Consider the following 15,212-nt stretch of genomic DNA (forward strand, 5'->3'; position numbering starts at 1 on the left):
GATGGTCTTCGGGAGGTCGTGATGGTCGGCTCGTAACCGAGGGAGCCGGCCACCCACCCAGCACGACGAGTCAAGGGGTCGACGGCATAGCCAGCCCCCGGAGGGCGCCGAAAGCGTGGCGGTTGCGGTGGCCGTGGTAGGAGGAGGACTCGGCCAGCCGGTAGGCGTCGAGGGACTCGCAGACGCCGTGGACATGCTCGATTCGTCCGAGGCTCCTCGGACCGGAGCCCGACACCAGAAAATATGTTGAATCCGTCAGGTATTACTTTTGTTCAGATAGCAATTATATTCTGTCGACATCTCTCGATCGAGAATCGAGCACCCACATGTTTCAGCTTTTCACTTACTCAGAACGGATGCAACGCGAGATGCAACGACATGAGACCGGAGACCGAATCGGCCATGTTCGATATAACCCAACAGTCGTAACCAATACATATATTACTCATTTATAAACACAAATCGAGACATTTATTTTTTATATCTACTATTTCTTATTTCTACCGATGATACAGCCGGTAATTCCGACTATACGATGGCACTCGAAATCGAATTTGACACTAGCAAGTAATAGATAGATATCCAATATTAATCGGCTGGGGACTCACCAGGTCGGCAGGTGGCCACCCCCAGTAGCGGACGCACCGGCCGGGGAGAGTCATGGCCCTGCCAGGGAAGCGTGTCGGCGAGCGTCCAGGGTGGGGCGGGTCGTAGAGGCCCCAGACGATCCCCTTCGAGTGGTCCAGCTGCCCCACCTCGTAGACGAGCGCCCCCACCACCCCACGGGAGGTCGAGTCACCGGGTCCACCGCGCAGGCCGCCCGCCAGAGGACATCGACGGTATGGTACTGCCGACGGCGGCGGCCGTTGTCGCACTCCCCGGGAGCACACCGCACGAGTCGAGGACGATCCCGTGGACGGCCTCCGCGACTACTTCGCCGACGCACCACCCGACCGCCCGCTGACGCGGGAGGGGGCCCGCGAGCGGATGCAGGAGGTGCCACCCCACAATCCCCTATGTTAACGCAGTGCATACTTGCGGATGGCCTCCTCCTCGATGATCTCGACCCGGTTCTCGTCCTCGAGCAGGTCGAGATGGCCGATCACCTCGGACATGCCGGGGAAGACCTCGGTCGCGGGGAGGTCGGGGAACAGCTCCTGCATGAGGTCGTAGGCCGTGACCGGCCCCAGTTCCCCAATCAAGTTCGCGATGCGCTCCTCTCGCTGGCGGTGGTGGTCGATGATGTCACCGATTCGAACGTCGAGATCCTCGATGCGCTCGCCGTGGCCCCCGTACCCGGTATCGGCGTCGGCCGCCCGGAGCCGCTCGAGCGAGTCGAGGTAGTCCGGGAGACTCCGCGTCCGCTCGTCCTCGGTGCCCGGGGCGACCGTGAGCAGCGGGTTCGGGGAGATGTGCTGGAGGACGTGATCACCGGTGAAGGCGACGGGGGCGGTCTCCGGAACGAAGCAGACCGACCCCGGGGCGTGCCCAGGCGAGTGGACCGCGGTCAGGTCGACCCCAACGTCGACGCTGTCGCCGTCGCGAACCTCGTAGTCGACCGCGAGCGGTTCCTGATAGTCGGTGTACGCCTCCGGAAGCGTCACGGCGGTTTCCGCGACCTGCTCCGGAACGCCCATCGACTGCAGGAATGGGCGGAAGAATGCCTGCTCACGGTCGAAATGGTCGAGCGGCTCCGCGAGTGGCCGCATCGCGTCCCGGTGGGCGACGGCCCGGCCGCCGGACTCTTTGATCACGCGGGCAGCAATCCCGAAGTGATCCATGTGCGGATGCGTGATGAGGACCTGCTCCACGTCGGCGACTGTGAACCCGAGGTCGTTCAGCCCCGCCGAGAGCTCCGCGTACGCCGCCTCCGTCGCCGGTCCTGGATCCAACAGCGACAGGCCATCCGCGACGAAGGCGTAACAATTCACCCGACCCACGTCGAACGGCGTCGGAATTTCGATTCGGTGAACGTCGTCCATACACTGCAGGTCCCTTCCCACGGGTAAATCAGTAGGGCCGCCCGTCCAGTAGTCTTTGAGAGTGGAAGAGTAGAACCGGAGTCCTACTCCTGTACCTCCAGCAACGAGTAGATGTCTCGGCGATAGCGTGAAGCGATGTCCTCGTAGAACGTGTGGATGTACTCGTCGATGCCCGCTTTCTCCTGAATCGACTTGGTTCCGGGAACATCCCCTCGCAGGTACTTCACGAGCGGGCGGGGCAGGTCCTGCTCGACGCGCCAGAACGTGGTGAATCGGTGTCGACCGTAGTGGCTCGTCACGGCACGTCGTCGCTTGGTCTCCTCGTAGAGTGGCTGGAACGCATCGGTCCAGACGCCGGTTACGTCCTGATGAGCGAGCTTCGAGTTCGTCTGCTTCGCGAGGAACAGATACGGCGAGTCAGCGGTCGGCCGTCGGCGGAGATACTGCCGGGTGAGCGTCCGAGTTTCGTCGTCGAGTGGAAGCACTCGGGGATTGCCCGACTTGTTCCGCGCCCGGTCGTGCGGGATGTAGAGTGCGTTCGGCCGGCCGGCAAGGGCCCAATGTGCGCCCAGGTCCTCATAGTAGGCAGCGGCCTCTGGGGCGTGCAGCGACAGGTCTCGAAGCTTGATATTGCAGAGTTCGCTCGCACGGAGCCCGAGCTTCAACTGCAACAGGATAATCAGCCGGTCCCGGATTTGGGTCACCGACTGGAGCACAGCCCGGATCTCGCCGAGGGTGAGATCCGGTGGTGTTTTCTCCGCCTCGTCGGGTTCGAAATCGTTCCGTGAGAGGACAAGCTGGACCGGGTTGAATGCCTGTGAGTGGGGAAAGGCCGGGTGGTCCTGCCAGAACTCGTACACGGCGTTGAGGCGACCCAACTTCTGCCGAACCGTCGTGAGATGGTTCCCCCGCTCCTGCTGAAGGTACGTCATGAATGCCTCGACGTGTGGGGGCGCTGGGCACGCAGGATGTCGGCCGACCGTCGTCGTCATGAACGCCTGCCAGTCGTCGAACACGCCGCGATACGTGTTCAGGGTCGACGCCGCCAGGTCGCGCTCTGCGAGGTGCTCATCGACGAACATCGCGAACGGGTCCACGTCAAGGGCATCGAAGGCCGCCTCGTGCTCGGCCAACGGGTCTCGCGAGCGGTCGAAGGCCTCAGCTACCGAGTCAGCGGGCTGATCTGATCCGTCGCTCATTGGTCTCTGAGTTCCATCTTCGTCTCCCAGACGGTCCCCGCGGCCTCCCGATTGGCTGCCGCCATCAGGAACGGGTTGTACACGTGCGGGTGGTCGGTGTGCCACCGGAGCCACTCGTAGAAGCGCTCCAACTTCGCCCAGTGGGTCTTGTAGACCGTCTGTACCGCGACCTCGTCGAGCAGGGCAGCGCACCACGACTCGACATCCCCCGGCGTCGCGAGGGCGTGATGTCGGCCGCGGGCCTGGACGTGCTCCTTCCACCGCCGGGCCGCCTGGCGAGCGGTCTGTTTGAACTGGTAGGAGTTGTGCGTGGGGAGGAGTTCAGTCACGAGGAACTCACTCCAGGGGTCCGCGTTCGCGTAGCGCTCCGCGTAGTTCGAGAGTCGGTGCTCCTCGGGGACGTCGTCCAGTCGTTTGAACACGCCAATCCGATCGGCTGGCGCAGTCGATTTCGAGTGAGTCATCGGTCGTGTGCCGCCGCATCTTGCGGCTGGCACCCGTCTCGGCAGCCAACAAACCCTACGGGGCGGTGCTGCTGAAGTTCCCAGAAGCAGACAGTATCGGCGTGACCGATACAGAGGATGAGTCAAGCAGGATTCAGGCTATGAATTAGATGGTAAACGAGACAGACTGCCGTTGGGGGACGATTATTCGACTATAATATCGTCTGCCCCTCGAATTACTACAGTATATCCACTATAAGAAAATTCCACCTTCAAGTCGGTACCCCCAATTTTCGTTTCGTGGTTGAATAGTTCGTCAAGAGCGTCAGGCTCAACAGATTCAAACAACGGAGGAAGGGCTCCCTCATTGACCCCCTCACGGTCTGCAATTTTTAATACGATATTTTCAGCTACCCCACCCTCTCTTGGCATAGTGAGAAACGAAGGATGCTGATACTAAAGACCAATCCCTAGTTCCCACGGCTTGATTTAAAACCATATATTGAATATTGGCCGATCGCGCTATAGGTCGGTCACGACGGGGGGGGAACTATCACCGTCAGAGGATTTCAACAGAGCCGACGAATCCCAATCTGACGCCGGTGCAAACCGATGCCGCTCACCCGGAGCAATCTTCCGAGAGATGCGTCTGCAAATCAGTGATCCGGTCCCCACACCGCCAGCACTCGACTGGTTGTGGCTCACCCTCACCCGACGACGAATCCACGTCGCTCAGGAGGTCGAACTCCTCGCTCATGACTGTCCGCGCTGCATCCCGCCACGCCGACCCGTGCCCGCCGAATCGACGGACGAGGCCCTTCGGCGTGGCCTCGTCAACGAGGCGAGGGTTGGTCTCGAGAAACGTCGCGATGACAGCCCGCGGTGAGTGCTCATCGAGATAGTACACGGCTTCCAGTGGCTGCCCGAGGTCGATGCCTTCGGTGCCAGAGCCACCCTGAATCGAAAACGAGTGGACACCGACTGCTCTGTGTCGCGTCGCGACTTCCGTCGGGAGTTCGCTGGCCGGGGCTGGACCGTTCTCGAGCAAGTACTCGACGGTCTGGTAGGGGACATCGTCGCCGGGCTCGGGAGCCATCTGACAGGCAGGTGGCTGGGTGGAAGTAGAATAAATGTTGACTACTCACGCCCACCATCGGTGAGCGGCGGCCCCTCGACAGCCGCCTCGGAGTCCGTCGAGTCGCCATCGGAATCGACGATGGCCGACACGTCGGGAGTGTCCGTCGTCGGATCGAAGTCGATGACCTGCTTCTCCTTCGGGAGCGCCTGAATCTCCATCCCGCGCCACTCACCGTCGACGCCGAGAAGTGCCTGCGAGTAGCCCTCCTGCTCGTTCCCCGGAATCGCATCCTGCACGTAGCGCATCTGCGCGTAGTTCAGGCCGAACTCGTTGGCCCACTCCTCGTCCATCCCGTCGAGTTTGTGGAACTGCTTGATCGCACACTGGTCGAGGATCATCTCTGCTTCGGGCCACTGGAAGAACTCGTCGACGGTCTGCGTGATGAGGCGAATCGAGAGGTCGTGGTGCCGATGGTGCCGGAAGATGGTCTCGAGATACGAGAGCGTCGCTGCATCGGACATCAGGTAGCGGGCCTCGTCGACGACGAGGACGACGCGCTTGTCGGTCTCCTTGGCCCGCTCGTACACCAGCGAGATGAGCAGCTCCATCAGCAGGCTCGTGTGCCCGCCGAGGTTGCCGCCCTGCTGGACCAGGTCGAGATAGATGAGCTTCTCGTCGCGGATGTCGAACTCGCTCTCGCGGCCCAGGTTCTCGAACTGGCCCCCCTCGGTGAACGGCCGGAGCTGGTCCAGTAGCCAGACCGCATCGTCAGCGAGTTTCTCCCCCTCCGCATCCGCTCGGACGACGAACGATTCCGGGTCTTCGCTCATCTCCTCCAGGATATCCAGCATATCACGGACGGTCGGGCTCTCGCGATCGTGGGTGCTCACGTCGTCCGTGATGCCCTTGCGCTCGTAGGCCTCATCGAGTGCGAGTTCCAGCGTCGTCCGGCGGTCGCCCAGGCTCACGTCGCGCAACGCGAAGAAGTTCGTGAAGAAGCTGATCGCCCGCTCGCGGCGCTCCTTGAGCGGACTCGCATCGTCGCCGCGACGCTGGAGGACCCGTTCGGGCGTCGGCTTGATCTCCAGCGGGTTCAGCCCCATCGTTCCGCCGACGGTGACGCGTTGGCCACCGAGCGCCTCCGTGACGCCGGTCCAGTTGTTGAGCGGTTCGAGGACGACGCCGATACAGTCCGGGTCCTGTTCGATCGTCCGGATGAAGTTCTGCTTCGCACCGAACGACTTCCCGCTCCCCGGGTCGCCAACGGTGAACATCGCGTAGCCGTCCTCACGGGCGAACGGGTCCAGTACGAGCGGGCTGCGCGTGTCCTTGTGGATACCGAACTCGACGCCGCCTTCCTCGAGAATCGTCGCGTTGTGTGGCGAGGCGAGCAGGGCCCCGACCGCGCCACCCAGGACGATCGCATCGCGGCCGAACACGTTCGGACCAACTGGGGCGGCCGACTGGAGTGAGAGGTCCTGTGTGCAGATGGCGGTCTTGGGCTCCAGTCCAGCGGGCTGTTCACGCAGCGCGGCACGGACCTCCCGCACCGATTCGCGGAGGTCCTCTTTCGTCTCGCCACGGACCGTGACGAACATGCCCTGATCGAAGACGCGCTGGCCGTTCTCGACGGCCTTGTACGTCGCCGTGGCCTCGTTGGCACGCTCCTGCAGGTAGGCACCCCGGACGCTTCGCTCGAGGTCCGCGTCGGCCTGGATATCGTCCGCCGTCCGCTGGAGGGCGTCCCGCGCCTGGGACTGGTTCTTCGGGTCGATATGGACGGTCAGGTCGAACCGGACATCCGTCAGTTCGAACAGTCCACTCAGATAGCCGTCCGATGGATAGTCCGGGTAGCCGGCGACGTACAGCGTGGTCGTCCAGTCCGCACCGACGCGGGCCGCCCGGGTCTCCCACTCGATCGCCGACGGTGCCATCGTCGACTGCTGCCGCTCCGCGATATCGTCGAACAGCGCTTCTTCGCGGGCACCCGCATCCAGCGTCTCCTCGTCCAGCAGATCGGCCAGTACCACGTCATCGGCCTGTCGGTCGCGATACCACGTGAGCAGGTTCGCGATCGCGATGAGGAGGACCACCCCGCCGACACCGTAGACCAGCAGCCCCTCCGGTGAGACGAGGGGTGGCAGTGACGCGAGGGCGTCCTGCAGGGCCGGGGGCAGGGCTGCGAGCTGCTCCACGACACTACCCATCGGCCTCACCTCCGGCCGCATCAGCACGGGCAGCACGCGAGACGGCTGCTTCGTCACGAATCAGCTCCGCGGCGGTGTCCGAATCGTATTCTTCGCCGTTCCAGAACTCCATGTTGAGCAGGAACAACTCGAGCGTTCTGAGCCGGGTCGCCGACCAGCCGGAGACGTTCTCGACGAACTCCGAGCGGACGGTCCGAATCCGCTCGTCCAGTTTCTCGAACATCGCCGCCTGAACCTCGGCATCGTCGAGGTCGTGCTGGCGGGCCACGAACGGTTGGAACAGGAGCCCCACGAGTGGAATCTCGGCGAGCTTCTCGCCCGGCGTTCGCTCCTGCTCGTATCGGTTGAACACCTCCAGTCGGTCGACCTCCACGCCGATGTAGTAGTGGACCTGCTGGGTGTCTGCGAGGTCCGCCGGCCGACGGTCACGATACTCTTCGAGCAGTTCCTGGAACGCCGGGTTGTCGCGAACGTCCGGGTCGCTCAGGCGGTCATCGAGCTGTTCCACGACCTGTCCAACCGGGAACGAGCGGGTCGTCGCGTGGACGGTGAGCGGGAACTCCAGCTCCGAGTTGGCGAACTCGGCACCGGCCTCTTGGACGGCCTGCCAGTCCCCCGACATGGCGAAATCCATGTTCGCCGGGTCGATCTCGAGGAACGCCTCCATCGTGCCGTCCGTTCGCTGGATGGCGCCAGCGCCGGGCCACGCCCGTTCGACGTGTGTGAGGTCCTGCGTCCGCTCGTCGGGGGTGAACGGCGTGTACTGGACGAGGCCGCCCTCGGTCGCCTCGTGGTCGCTGTCCGTCGGGTGGCTATGCGTCACGCGGGGACGACCGAGATAGAACCGGCCGACATCCCGGAGCCATTGCCACGCGGTGAGCTGTGCCGGGGCGGCGTAGACGGCTGCCGTCCCGACGGTCACGCCGAGCAGCACGAGCGGCAGGAGGAGGACATCGACGCCGAGGAGACTGGCGATGAACAACCCTGCAATCGGAAAGCCGAACAGGACGCCGATATCTCCCTCCGGGATGTTGAACACCGGAATCCGGTTCTCCTCCCCGAGCTGGTTCATGATGCGACGCGTCGCTGCGGAGTGGTTGGAGTCAGCACTCATTGTCAGTAGTAGGCTGGATCGTTCTCGGAGCGACGGTAGGCCGGGACGCCACCGCCACCACCGCCATCACCATCTTCGTCGTCAGCGATGTTGTCCTGTTTCGTGCCGCCCGACGCACCCGGACGACTGCGGCCACCATCAGTTGCGGCCTGTACTGCCCCAGCCGTGCGGCCGTACCGGGCAGTTGTCAGCGCTGCCCGTTTGCCACCGAGGTAGCCGATGCCTGCGACCGAGCCGATAGTGGCCGCCGCCTGCGTCCCGCGGCGAAGGGCCTTCGCGGTCAGCGGGCTCGCATACCGGAACGTCTTCCAGGTGACGTAGAGCGCCACCAGCGGCAGCGAGATGACCACGAAATACGCCAGGAACTTGCTCCCCGGCGTCACGACCTGGTCACCAACGAAGACCAGCCCGTACCCCCGGAAGAGGAGGGTGGCCGGCAGCGGGAGGATGGCAAGCGGGATGAACTGGCGGCAAAGTCGTCGAGCAACGTGGGACACGACCGGGATGTTCCCGAAGGCGATCGCGATGCCCAGCGGCATCGTGTAGAGGTAGACGTACAGCAACACCTCACGGATGAAGTAGAGCGCCTTCAGCGCGAGCATCGCAACCGCACCGAGGAAAGCCATGATCGCCGTGATTCCGGGATTGCCAACCGCGGTCGGCATGATATCGATCAGGGCAGCTCCGAGCCGGCTCAGATCCGGAATGAGAGCGATGGTGAACCCGTCGACGAAGTAGAGGAGGAGTACTGCGACCCAGTACCAGGCCACGATGAGGACCGCGCCAGTCCAGGCTGACCGGCGTGTTCGCCGCTCGTCGTAGGCGCTACTGAAATCGAAGATCCGGACGAAGTGGCGGCCCTGCACGGCGACGAACAGCAGTAGCAGGGCGAATACCATGATCTCCCCAGCGACGACCGATTCGTAGATGCTGTGCCACGGCTCGTCACCTGCTGCGGGCGCCCGGAAGATGACCTCCGTCCCCGACCCCTCGGGGAGTGGAGTTCCGAAGAAGCCCTGCTGAAACTGCTCGTACCCAGCAGTGATTTCATGACTAAACCATTCGGTGATCTTCCCGACGATATCCTCAAACCACTTTACACCGAAGTCAGCGAACGGAATACTGGGCATCTCAGTCGTCACCACCCAGGATTGTAATATCGCACTGGTCAGGCTCCTCGGATGCAGAATACCGAATCGAGTATTGCTCGCTCAGCGATGAATCGTCTACCCTAGTTATTGCCTCGAGATTGAACTCACCACGCTGAGTACGAGATTTGCACTCAATTCCGTCGGCAGTGAACAAGAATGGCTTCGAGGTCGTGAAGACTACCTTAGAGTCCCTTGCAGGGATTACCAGTTGCTCCAAGTCCCCAAAACCATCCTCCATGTCATAGATTCCAGACGTATCGTTCCCCTCTTGCGCTAGTTCCCTCGTAGGATTCGGGACTTCACCGAGGAGGATAACCTGCTCAACAATCCCCGGGCCACTACCTCTATTAGTGATTTCAACGACCGCCTGTTCGTCTGAGTAATTGAGATTTTCTGGCATCCGTTCGGGATGGTTCGCCCCAACCCCGACCTCGGTAATCGCCAAGTCGGGAGCGATTGTGAGGGCCGTCTCCGCCACAGTCGAGTCGCCGGCGCTGGCGACCACGCGATACTCCCCTGGCGGATAGGAGAGCCCGATATCGAACTCGACGCGCGTCGCCCCCTGGGCAACACTCGTCGACGCATAGGCCGACCCGTCCGGAGCGATCACGTTCACCCGCTCGGCGGTACCCGACCCGAGTTCGACAACGAGCGTCCGCCCATCGACCCGCACCTGGTCGAAACTCCCACTACCGCCGTCGCCTCCATCCGATGCCCCATCAGGGTCGGAATCAGAGGGAAGCGAGCAGCCCGCTAGCGGAACGCTTGCAGCAGCGATACCACCAAGCAGTGTGCGGCGAGTCCATTGCATCAGAGGTCACCTCGATAGCGGAACAGCCCACCCAGTCGTCGCCCCGCGAACAGCGCAACCGCGAACGGCAGGAACCACTGCAGCAGCTGGACTCCGAATGCGATCCAGGCGGAGACCGTTGTCAGCGGGTGCCACCGAACCGTGGTGGCCGTACTCGTGTAGGATGGGTCGTGCGTCAGCCACGTGGACGGGTGATAGCGCACCGTGTACACGCCACTCTCCTCGATACGAACGGTGGTCGTCCCGGAGAGATTGGTCCGGACACGGCGGTCGCCGACGGTCAGGTAGGCGGATTCCTCCTCGACGAACAGGTCGCCGTACCACAGTCGGTCCGAGGCCGTCAGCCCGATCGGCTCTCCCGTGGCCGCATCGCGGAGGGTGATTCGGAGCGTGAGGCCGGAGTCGTTCGCTCGGAGCCGTTCTACCGTCAGATTACTGCGACGGATAGTCCGCTCTCGACCCGCGGCCGCTGGCCGGAGCGTTCGGTTCACGCCGTGGACGATTCCATGGACCGTAATCGGCGTACTGGCGTTCCCGTCGTAGCGAGCAGCCAATCCGTAGGACGGCTCGTACGCGTCCGTGACGACCTCGACAGACACGTTCTCGCCGAGCGTACCGCCAGGCGACGCTTTCGGCCGCCCCCATCGAGCCAGCAACTCCGGTCCCCGACCCGCCGGCTCGATTCGCGGCCCGATACGTGACGGATACGCGTGAACCACCACCGGGAGCGCGTCCGAACGGTTCCGAGTCACCCCGGTTGCGTTCGAACGCACCAGCATCTCCCATCCGGTATCGCGAGCGGTGTAGAATCGCCAGACACCACGGACACGAACCTCCCGCTCGCCCACCAGCCGGTACCCCTGCCACGGGACCTGCTGGAAGGCAGCGACACCGAGGTCACCGTCCGGATAGCGGGCATACTGGAGCGACGGATCGAGGCCGTAGACGCGCCCCGCCACGCTGTCGGACACGGTCACGGCGTCCGTCACGACGGTAGCGTTGTGGCGCTGCTTCCGCACGCCGCGGGTCGTCTCGTTCTGGGATGAGCGGTTCGTGAATCGAGTGACCGTGGCGTTCCGGACCAACCGTACCTCGATATCCGCTTCGAGCGTCAGCGTGGCCCGCCCATCAGCGAGTTCGTAGGGGATTCGTGGACGATGGGACCCGTTCGTTCGAGCGACCACCTCGCCGTCGCGCTCGAGTCGAATCTCTTCGATCTCGTGGTTCTGGAGCGACCACGAGACACGACGTGTCGTCCGGATCAGCGTCTGATTTCCGGGGACGACGGTCGTGCGATTCCCCGTCTCATTTCCGATTTGAACCTCCCCTCGGCGAACCGATCGGGACATCGTCGAGTCCGGGACCGCGACACGGTAATCGACCGTCCCGAGGACCGTGCCACGGGGGGCGAAGTAGTGCGTCGTCGTCCCCGGTTCAGTGTGCGCCACCGTCGACGGAGTGACCGCGAATATCGTCGCGTGGGCATCTCGGATCAGCGTCGAGTTCGTCCGGTTGGCCGACGGCGGAAAGACGGAAACGCTGGCGTTGCCGGGCGTGTAGTCGACCAAATCGTTTCGCGTCCAGATGCCCGCCGTGGCGGGCGGGCGCCGGAACGTCAGGTCCGTCCCGTTGGCCGCTTGCTGGATCGCCGTCCGGCGCTCACCGTACGCCCGTCGATATTCGGCGTTCGTAATGTACCGGCTATCGTTGTCGCGGGACCACAGCGTGGCCGACTCGTTCTCCGAAAGCCCGTTGCCTTCCGTCCCCGGTCGGGGCGGCGTCGCGGACGCAACGCTGACGAACCCAGCCACAACGAGGCTGAGGATGACCACCAGCGTGAGTCCGCGCCCGGGCATCGACCTCAGAACGGGATGAGGTCGACACACTGGGCGATGGGCAGCCCCATCGTCGAGCCAGCGACGGAGAACAGCGGGCCCAGTACGACGAGCACGCCCGCCGAACGCATGGCCCCGCGTTTGTGCTCCTTGATCTTCGCCTTCTGTTCACGGCTGAGCGTGAACATCTCCATCAGCGAATCCGCTTGCCAGACCACGAGCAGGCCCATCAGCCCGATCGCCGTCGTGATCTGGATGAATCCCTCGATCATCTGGGCCAGCGTATCGGAGCTGTCCTGGCAGATCGGGTTCGTGGCTCCACTCCCGGAGTTGTCCTGGGCTGCGGCAGGCTGGACGGCACCCATACCGAGCCCGAGCAAGAGGACGAACAGGAGAGACCAGCGAGCAATAGCACGAGTACGATGCCCTTCCGAAGCCGTGGGAGAGTGATACGAGTCCATGGTTGGAGCGAACATCTGATTTCGAATGTACGCTAACCGGAGACAACATCCGACGCCGGACCACCTTTGACCATAAATTCTGCTATCGAAATTAACGAGTATTCGTTCAGCCAACTCGCGTCTCTGTAGGGAAATTATCACCAGATAATGGACGTAACAAATATCCGCTGTATATCACCATATAATGTCGCACGTGTATCAACCTGAACCCGAGCAAATCCCGTCTTCTGGGGAAACCACCAGCCGGCAGACACCGCCTCGGCAGTATCGGAACTATCGGAAGCCCCCCAGCGCCATTTATCAAGACGCGACCAGAACGCCGTACCTGAATGATTCGAGACGCGCGTGTCCTCGATCCGGAGTTCGTTCCTCGGGACATCGTTCACCGGGACGCCGAGGTCAACGCGCTCTCCAACGCACTCGATCCAATTACCGAGGGTGAACACGGGAAGACGACGTTCCTGTTCGGTCCCTCGGGGACGGGGAAGACGTGCATCGCACGGTACACAGTCGAGCAGCTCCGCGAGGCGGTCATCGACATCACGACCCAGTATATCAACTGCTGGCAGAACTACTCGCGCTTCCGAGTGCTGTACGAAATCCTCTCTGCCATCGGGCGAACGGTCGATATCCATCGCCAGTCCACGCCGGCTGATCTGTTACTGGAGCGAATCCAGAACCACGACGGCTCCCCGTACGTGATTGTGCTCGACGAGGTCGACCAACTCGAGGACAAGGACGTACTCTACGACCTCTACATGACCCGCGGTATCTCGATCGTGATGATCGCCAACCGCGAGGAGGACCTGTTCGCCCAACTCGACGAGCGGCTGGTAAGTCGGCTCCACGCGAGCCGCCGCATCCGATTCGAGCGCTACGGGATGGATGATCTGGTCGCGATTCTACAGGCGCGGGTTGACCGCGGGCTGACGCCGGACGCGATCGACGACGAGGATCTCCGTTTCATCGCCGATGCTGCAGCAGGGGATGCCCGCATCGCGATCGCCACGCTTCGAGAGGCCGCCCGGACGGCTGACCGGGATGGGTTGACGCACATCCCGAGCGAGACGGTTCGTGAGGCGCTCCCGAACGCTCGGGAAACGCTCCAGCAGAAGAGTCTCGACCGACTCAAGCCCCATCAGCGGACGCTCTACGAGATCATCGAGGAATGCGGAGAGATCGACCCGGGAGAACTGTACGGACAGTACCAGGAGCGGACCTCGAGTCCCAAGAGCAAGCGAACGATTCGGAAATACCTGCAGAAGCTGGCCGCGTACGACCTGATCGTCGCGGAGGGGGAGAAACGGGGACGGACATATCGCCTCTCAGGTAGTGTGGAGAGGTAGCTGGACGTATCGACGGTAGATACTTGCCTTCGAGAGGAAGAAACCCGGTATGACACAGTCAGAGGCTAGCATTCGGGAGGCATTATGCCGGACGGATATGCCAAAGGGCCAGGTGACGCTGCTGAAATTCCTCTACGAAAGCAGGGCTCCTGTAAGCACGGAGGATCTCGCGAAAGGGATTCGGGGCGGTGACACCGGTAGTTGTACCAGCATCCTCGGGCCGTTCAGCCAGCGAGTCAACAACACTCCCGAAATAACGGGTAGTCCAGGCTACAGGGCCATCGTGAAGAAGACCAGCAAGGACGGCGAAACACACTACGAGTTACACGAGAAGGCCCGGAGAGTGATCGACGAGGTTCCACGACTCCTCGAAGAATTTGAAAGAGATATGGACGAACTGCGGGAGGAGACGAATCCAGTAATCGAGCAACAGGAATTCGATTCGTAATCCAGATCTCCAAGAACCCGTTCACGCGACTCGCCAGAAGCCTACTTCTCGACTTCCCGTCCGAAACGCGAGGGTATCGGAGATGCCAGATATTCAGGTAGACGGCTGCTCAGGAACCGCATTCGCTCCTTCGGGAGCATATCGGCCGTTTCGGAACGACCGCACTCGCGTATATCAGTTCAGTAGCAGCTTCGTATTCCCATGGGCACAACTCCCACCAGGGCTGTCTCGACACCGGTCCCCTCACTACCGCGACTTGACCCGGGCGTAACGCTGCTCGAAACGGAGACCCACGCAGTCGGCCCTATCGACTCGCTCGTACTCGACCATCTGCTCGGACAGGACGGAACGGCCGTCTGGGTCGACAGTCACGACCACGCGACCACCCAGCAACTCGCACGACTCGCACCGAGTCGCCGGCTCCTCGAACGCGTTCGGGTGGCTCGCGGCTTTACGCCGTTCCAGCATTACGAGCTGGTCGATAGACTGGGTGCGGAGATAGGACCCGAAACGGCACTCGTCGTCGTCCCCTGGGCCGATGCTCCCTACCGTGACGACAGCCTCGGACGCGGGGACACCGCGTCGATGATGCGGGGGGTCGCCGACCGACTCACGACGCTCGCCGACCGCGCATCGGTGCCGGTGCTGGTGACGCTGAAGAAGACGGACAGCGTGACCGAACCGTTCGATGCGCTATCGACACGCGATCTCCTCTACGAGGCGACGGATCTGGGCCCCCGATTCGTGGGGGACTCGTTCGAGACGCTCGTCTACCCAGTCGACAACGGCGGCGTGCAGACGACACTCGCGTTCTGGGAACGCGTTCTCCAGCGCCGGCACGCGCTCGCGGAGAGCGAGACGCCGCGACCGGGGGTGGCGTAGATGGGCCGCACGAATGCCACCTACCGCGACCTGCTCACGGGCATCGAAGAGCGCTGGCAGCCGTACCGCCGGGCGCTCCGCCACCGGAACAAGCCCTACTTCGACCAACTCTTCGAGCACGCACGGGCACACGCCGACGCCGGCGGATATCTGAACCACGACGAGCCGCTGTTCCCGATACTCGTCTCGATGCTGCTGGAGCAGGAGCGGCGAATCCAGCACCTCGAGAACCAGCTGGCCGATAGTGAGTGAACC

The 15,212-nt window shown here is 62.7% G+C and carries 15 protein-coding genes; 4 read left to right on the top strand and 11 right to left on the bottom strand.

Annotated elements, in window-relative coordinates; translation table 11 throughout:
- Positions 1-1,019: 1,019 nt before the first annotated feature.
- The 11 genes from P2T62_RS20885 to P2T62_RS20935 form a co-directional block, all read right to left on the bottom strand.
- On the bottom strand, positions 1,020-1,982 hold the full coding sequence (locus tag P2T62_RS20885) for an MBL fold metallo-hydrolase (RefSeq protein ID WP_276258952.1): 963 nt from the start codon (positions 1,980-1,982) through the stop codon (positions 1,020-1,022).
- A gap of 83 nt (positions 1,983-2,065) precedes the next feature.
- Positions 2,066-3,181 (bottom strand): tyrosine-type recombinase/integrase, encoded by a 1,116-nt coding sequence (locus P2T62_RS20890; protein ID WP_276258953.1) that lies wholly within the window; start codon positions 3,179-3,181, stop codon positions 2,066-2,068.
- On the bottom strand, positions 3,178-3,603 hold the full coding sequence (locus P2T62_RS20895) for a hypothetical protein (RefSeq protein WP_276258954.1): 426 nt from the start codon (positions 3,601-3,603) through the stop codon (positions 3,178-3,180). Before P2T62_RS20895 ends, P2T62_RS20890 begins: the two co-directional genes overlap by 4 nt.
- Before the next feature lie 225 nt (positions 3,604-3,828).
- A complete protein-coding gene (locus tag P2T62_RS20900) occupies positions 3,829-4,056 on the bottom strand; it encodes a HalOD1 output domain-containing protein (RefSeq protein WP_276258955.1) in 228 nt (75 codons plus the stop codon).
- Between the two features lie 187 nt (positions 4,057-4,243).
- On the bottom strand, positions 4,244-4,720 hold the full coding sequence (locus tag P2T62_RS20905; protein WP_276258956.1) for a hypothetical protein: 477 nt from the start codon (positions 4,718-4,720) through the stop codon (positions 4,244-4,246).
- A 41-nt stretch (positions 4,721-4,761) separates the two neighbouring features.
- Positions 4,762-6,909 carry a VirB4 family type IV secretion system protein gene (locus P2T62_RS20910; protein ID WP_276258957.1) on the bottom strand — a complete coding sequence of 716 codons (2,148 nt, stop codon included), beginning with the start codon at positions 6,907-6,909 and terminating at the stop codon, positions 4,762-4,764.
- On the bottom strand, positions 6,902-8,023 hold the full coding sequence (locus P2T62_RS20915; RefSeq protein ID WP_420028394.1) for a TraC-like domain-containing protein: 1,122 nt from the start codon (positions 8,021-8,023) through the stop codon (positions 6,902-6,904). Before P2T62_RS20915 ends, P2T62_RS20910 begins: the two co-directional genes overlap by 8 nt.
- A gap of 2 nt (positions 8,024-8,025) precedes the next feature.
- Positions 8,026-9,165, bottom strand: coding sequence for a TrbL/VirB6 family protein (locus P2T62_RS20920; protein ID WP_276258959.1), 1,140 nt, complete (start codon positions 9,163-9,165; stop codon positions 8,026-8,028).
- Entirely contained in the window at positions 9,155-9,985 is an 831-nt protein-coding gene (locus P2T62_RS20925; protein ID WP_276258960.1) for a hypothetical protein, read from the bottom strand. The genes P2T62_RS20920 and P2T62_RS20925 overlap by 11 nt, the downstream gene beginning before the upstream one ends.
- Positions 9,985-11,841 carry a DUF8186 domain-containing protein gene (locus P2T62_RS20930; protein ID WP_276258961.1) on the bottom strand — a complete coding sequence of 619 codons (1,857 nt, stop codon included), beginning with the start codon at positions 11,839-11,841 and terminating at the stop codon, positions 9,985-9,987. Before P2T62_RS20930 ends, P2T62_RS20925 begins: the two co-directional genes overlap by 1 nt.
- A 5-nt stretch (positions 11,842-11,846) precedes the next feature.
- The gene (locus tag P2T62_RS20935) at positions 11,847-12,281 is read right to left on the bottom strand and encodes a DUF7985 family protein (protein WP_420028395.1); all 435 of its coding nucleotides are present in this window, start codon (positions 12,279-12,281) and stop codon (positions 11,847-11,849) included.
- 329 nt (positions 12,282-12,610) lie between these two features.
- On the opposite strand from P2T62_RS20935, the gene P2T62_RS20940 reads away from it, so the two are divergent.
- From P2T62_RS20940 to P2T62_RS20955, 4 genes are all read left to right on the top strand, one after another.
- On the top strand, positions 12,611-13,627 hold the full coding sequence (locus P2T62_RS20940; protein WP_276258963.1) for a Cdc6/Cdc18 family protein: 1,017 nt from the start codon (positions 12,611-12,613) through the stop codon (positions 13,625-13,627).
- A gap of 49 nt (positions 13,628-13,676) precedes the next feature.
- Positions 13,677-14,075, top strand: coding sequence for a hypothetical protein (locus P2T62_RS20945; protein ID WP_276258964.1), 399 nt, complete (start codon positions 13,677-13,679; stop codon positions 14,073-14,075).
- Between the two features lie 201 nt (positions 14,076-14,276).
- Positions 14,277-14,957 carry a P-loop NTPase family protein gene (locus P2T62_RS20950; protein WP_276258965.1) on the top strand — a complete coding sequence of 227 codons (681 nt, stop codon included), beginning with the start codon at positions 14,277-14,279 and terminating at the stop codon, positions 14,955-14,957.
- The gene (locus P2T62_RS20955) at positions 14,958-15,209 is read left to right on the top strand and encodes a DUF8156 family protein (RefSeq protein ID WP_276258966.1); all 252 of its coding nucleotides are present in this window, start codon (positions 14,958-14,960) and stop codon (positions 15,207-15,209) included. It abuts the gene before it with no gap.
- Positions 15,210-15,212 lie beyond the last annotated feature (3 nt).

The organism is Haloglomus litoreum, assembly GCF_029338515.1.
Lineage (GTDB): Archaea > Halobacteriota > Halobacteria > Halobacteriales > Haloarculaceae > Haloglomus > Haloglomus litoreum.

Excerpts from the sequence above, each read along its gene's own strand:
- P2T62_RS20885 (WP_276258952.1), bottom strand. The coding sequence starts at position 1,982 with ATGGACGACGTTCACCGAATCGAAATTCCGACGCCGTTCGACGTGGGT.
- P2T62_RS20890 (WP_276258953.1), bottom strand. The coding sequence starts at position 3,181 with ATGAGCGACGGATCAGATCAGCCCGCTGACTCGGTAGCTGAGGCCTTC.
- P2T62_RS20900 (WP_276258955.1), bottom strand. The coding sequence starts at position 4,056 with ATGCCAAGAGAGGGTGGGGTAGCTGAAAATATCGTATTAAAAATTGCA.
- P2T62_RS20905 (WP_276258956.1), bottom strand. The coding sequence starts at position 4,720 with ATGGCTCCCGAGCCCGGCGACGATGTCCCCTACCAGACCGTCGAGTAC.
- P2T62_RS20910 (WP_276258957.1), bottom strand. The coding sequence starts at position 6,909 with ATGGGTAGTGTCGTGGAGCAGCTCGCAGCCCTGCCCCCGGCCCTGCAG.
- P2T62_RS20915 (WP_420028394.1), bottom strand. The coding sequence starts at position 8,023 with ATGAGTGCTGACTCCAACCACTCCGCAGCGACGCGTCGCATCATGAAC.
- P2T62_RS20925 (WP_276258960.1), bottom strand. The coding sequence starts at position 9,985 with ATGCAATGGACTCGCCGCACACTGCTTGGTGGTATCGCTGCTGCAAGC.
- P2T62_RS20930 (WP_276258961.1), bottom strand. The coding sequence starts at position 11,841 with ATGCCCGGGCGCGGACTCACGCTGGTGGTCATCCTCAGCCTCGTTGTG.
- P2T62_RS20935 (WP_420028395.1), bottom strand. The coding sequence starts at position 12,281 with ATGGACTCGTATCACTCTCCCACGGCTTCGGAAGGGCATCGTACTCGT.
- P2T62_RS20940 (WP_276258963.1), top strand. The coding sequence starts at position 12,611 with ATGATTCGAGACGCGCGTGTCCTCGATCCGGAGTTCGTTCCTCGGGAC.
- P2T62_RS20945 (WP_276258964.1), top strand. The coding sequence starts at position 13,677 with ATGACACAGTCAGAGGCTAGCATTCGGGAGGCATTATGCCGGACGGAT.
- P2T62_RS20950 (WP_276258965.1), top strand. The coding sequence starts at position 14,277 with ATGGGCACAACTCCCACCAGGGCTGTCTCGACACCGGTCCCCTCACTA.
- P2T62_RS20955 (WP_276258966.1), top strand. The coding sequence starts at position 14,958 with ATGGGCCGCACGAATGCCACCTACCGCGACCTGCTCACGGGCATCGAA.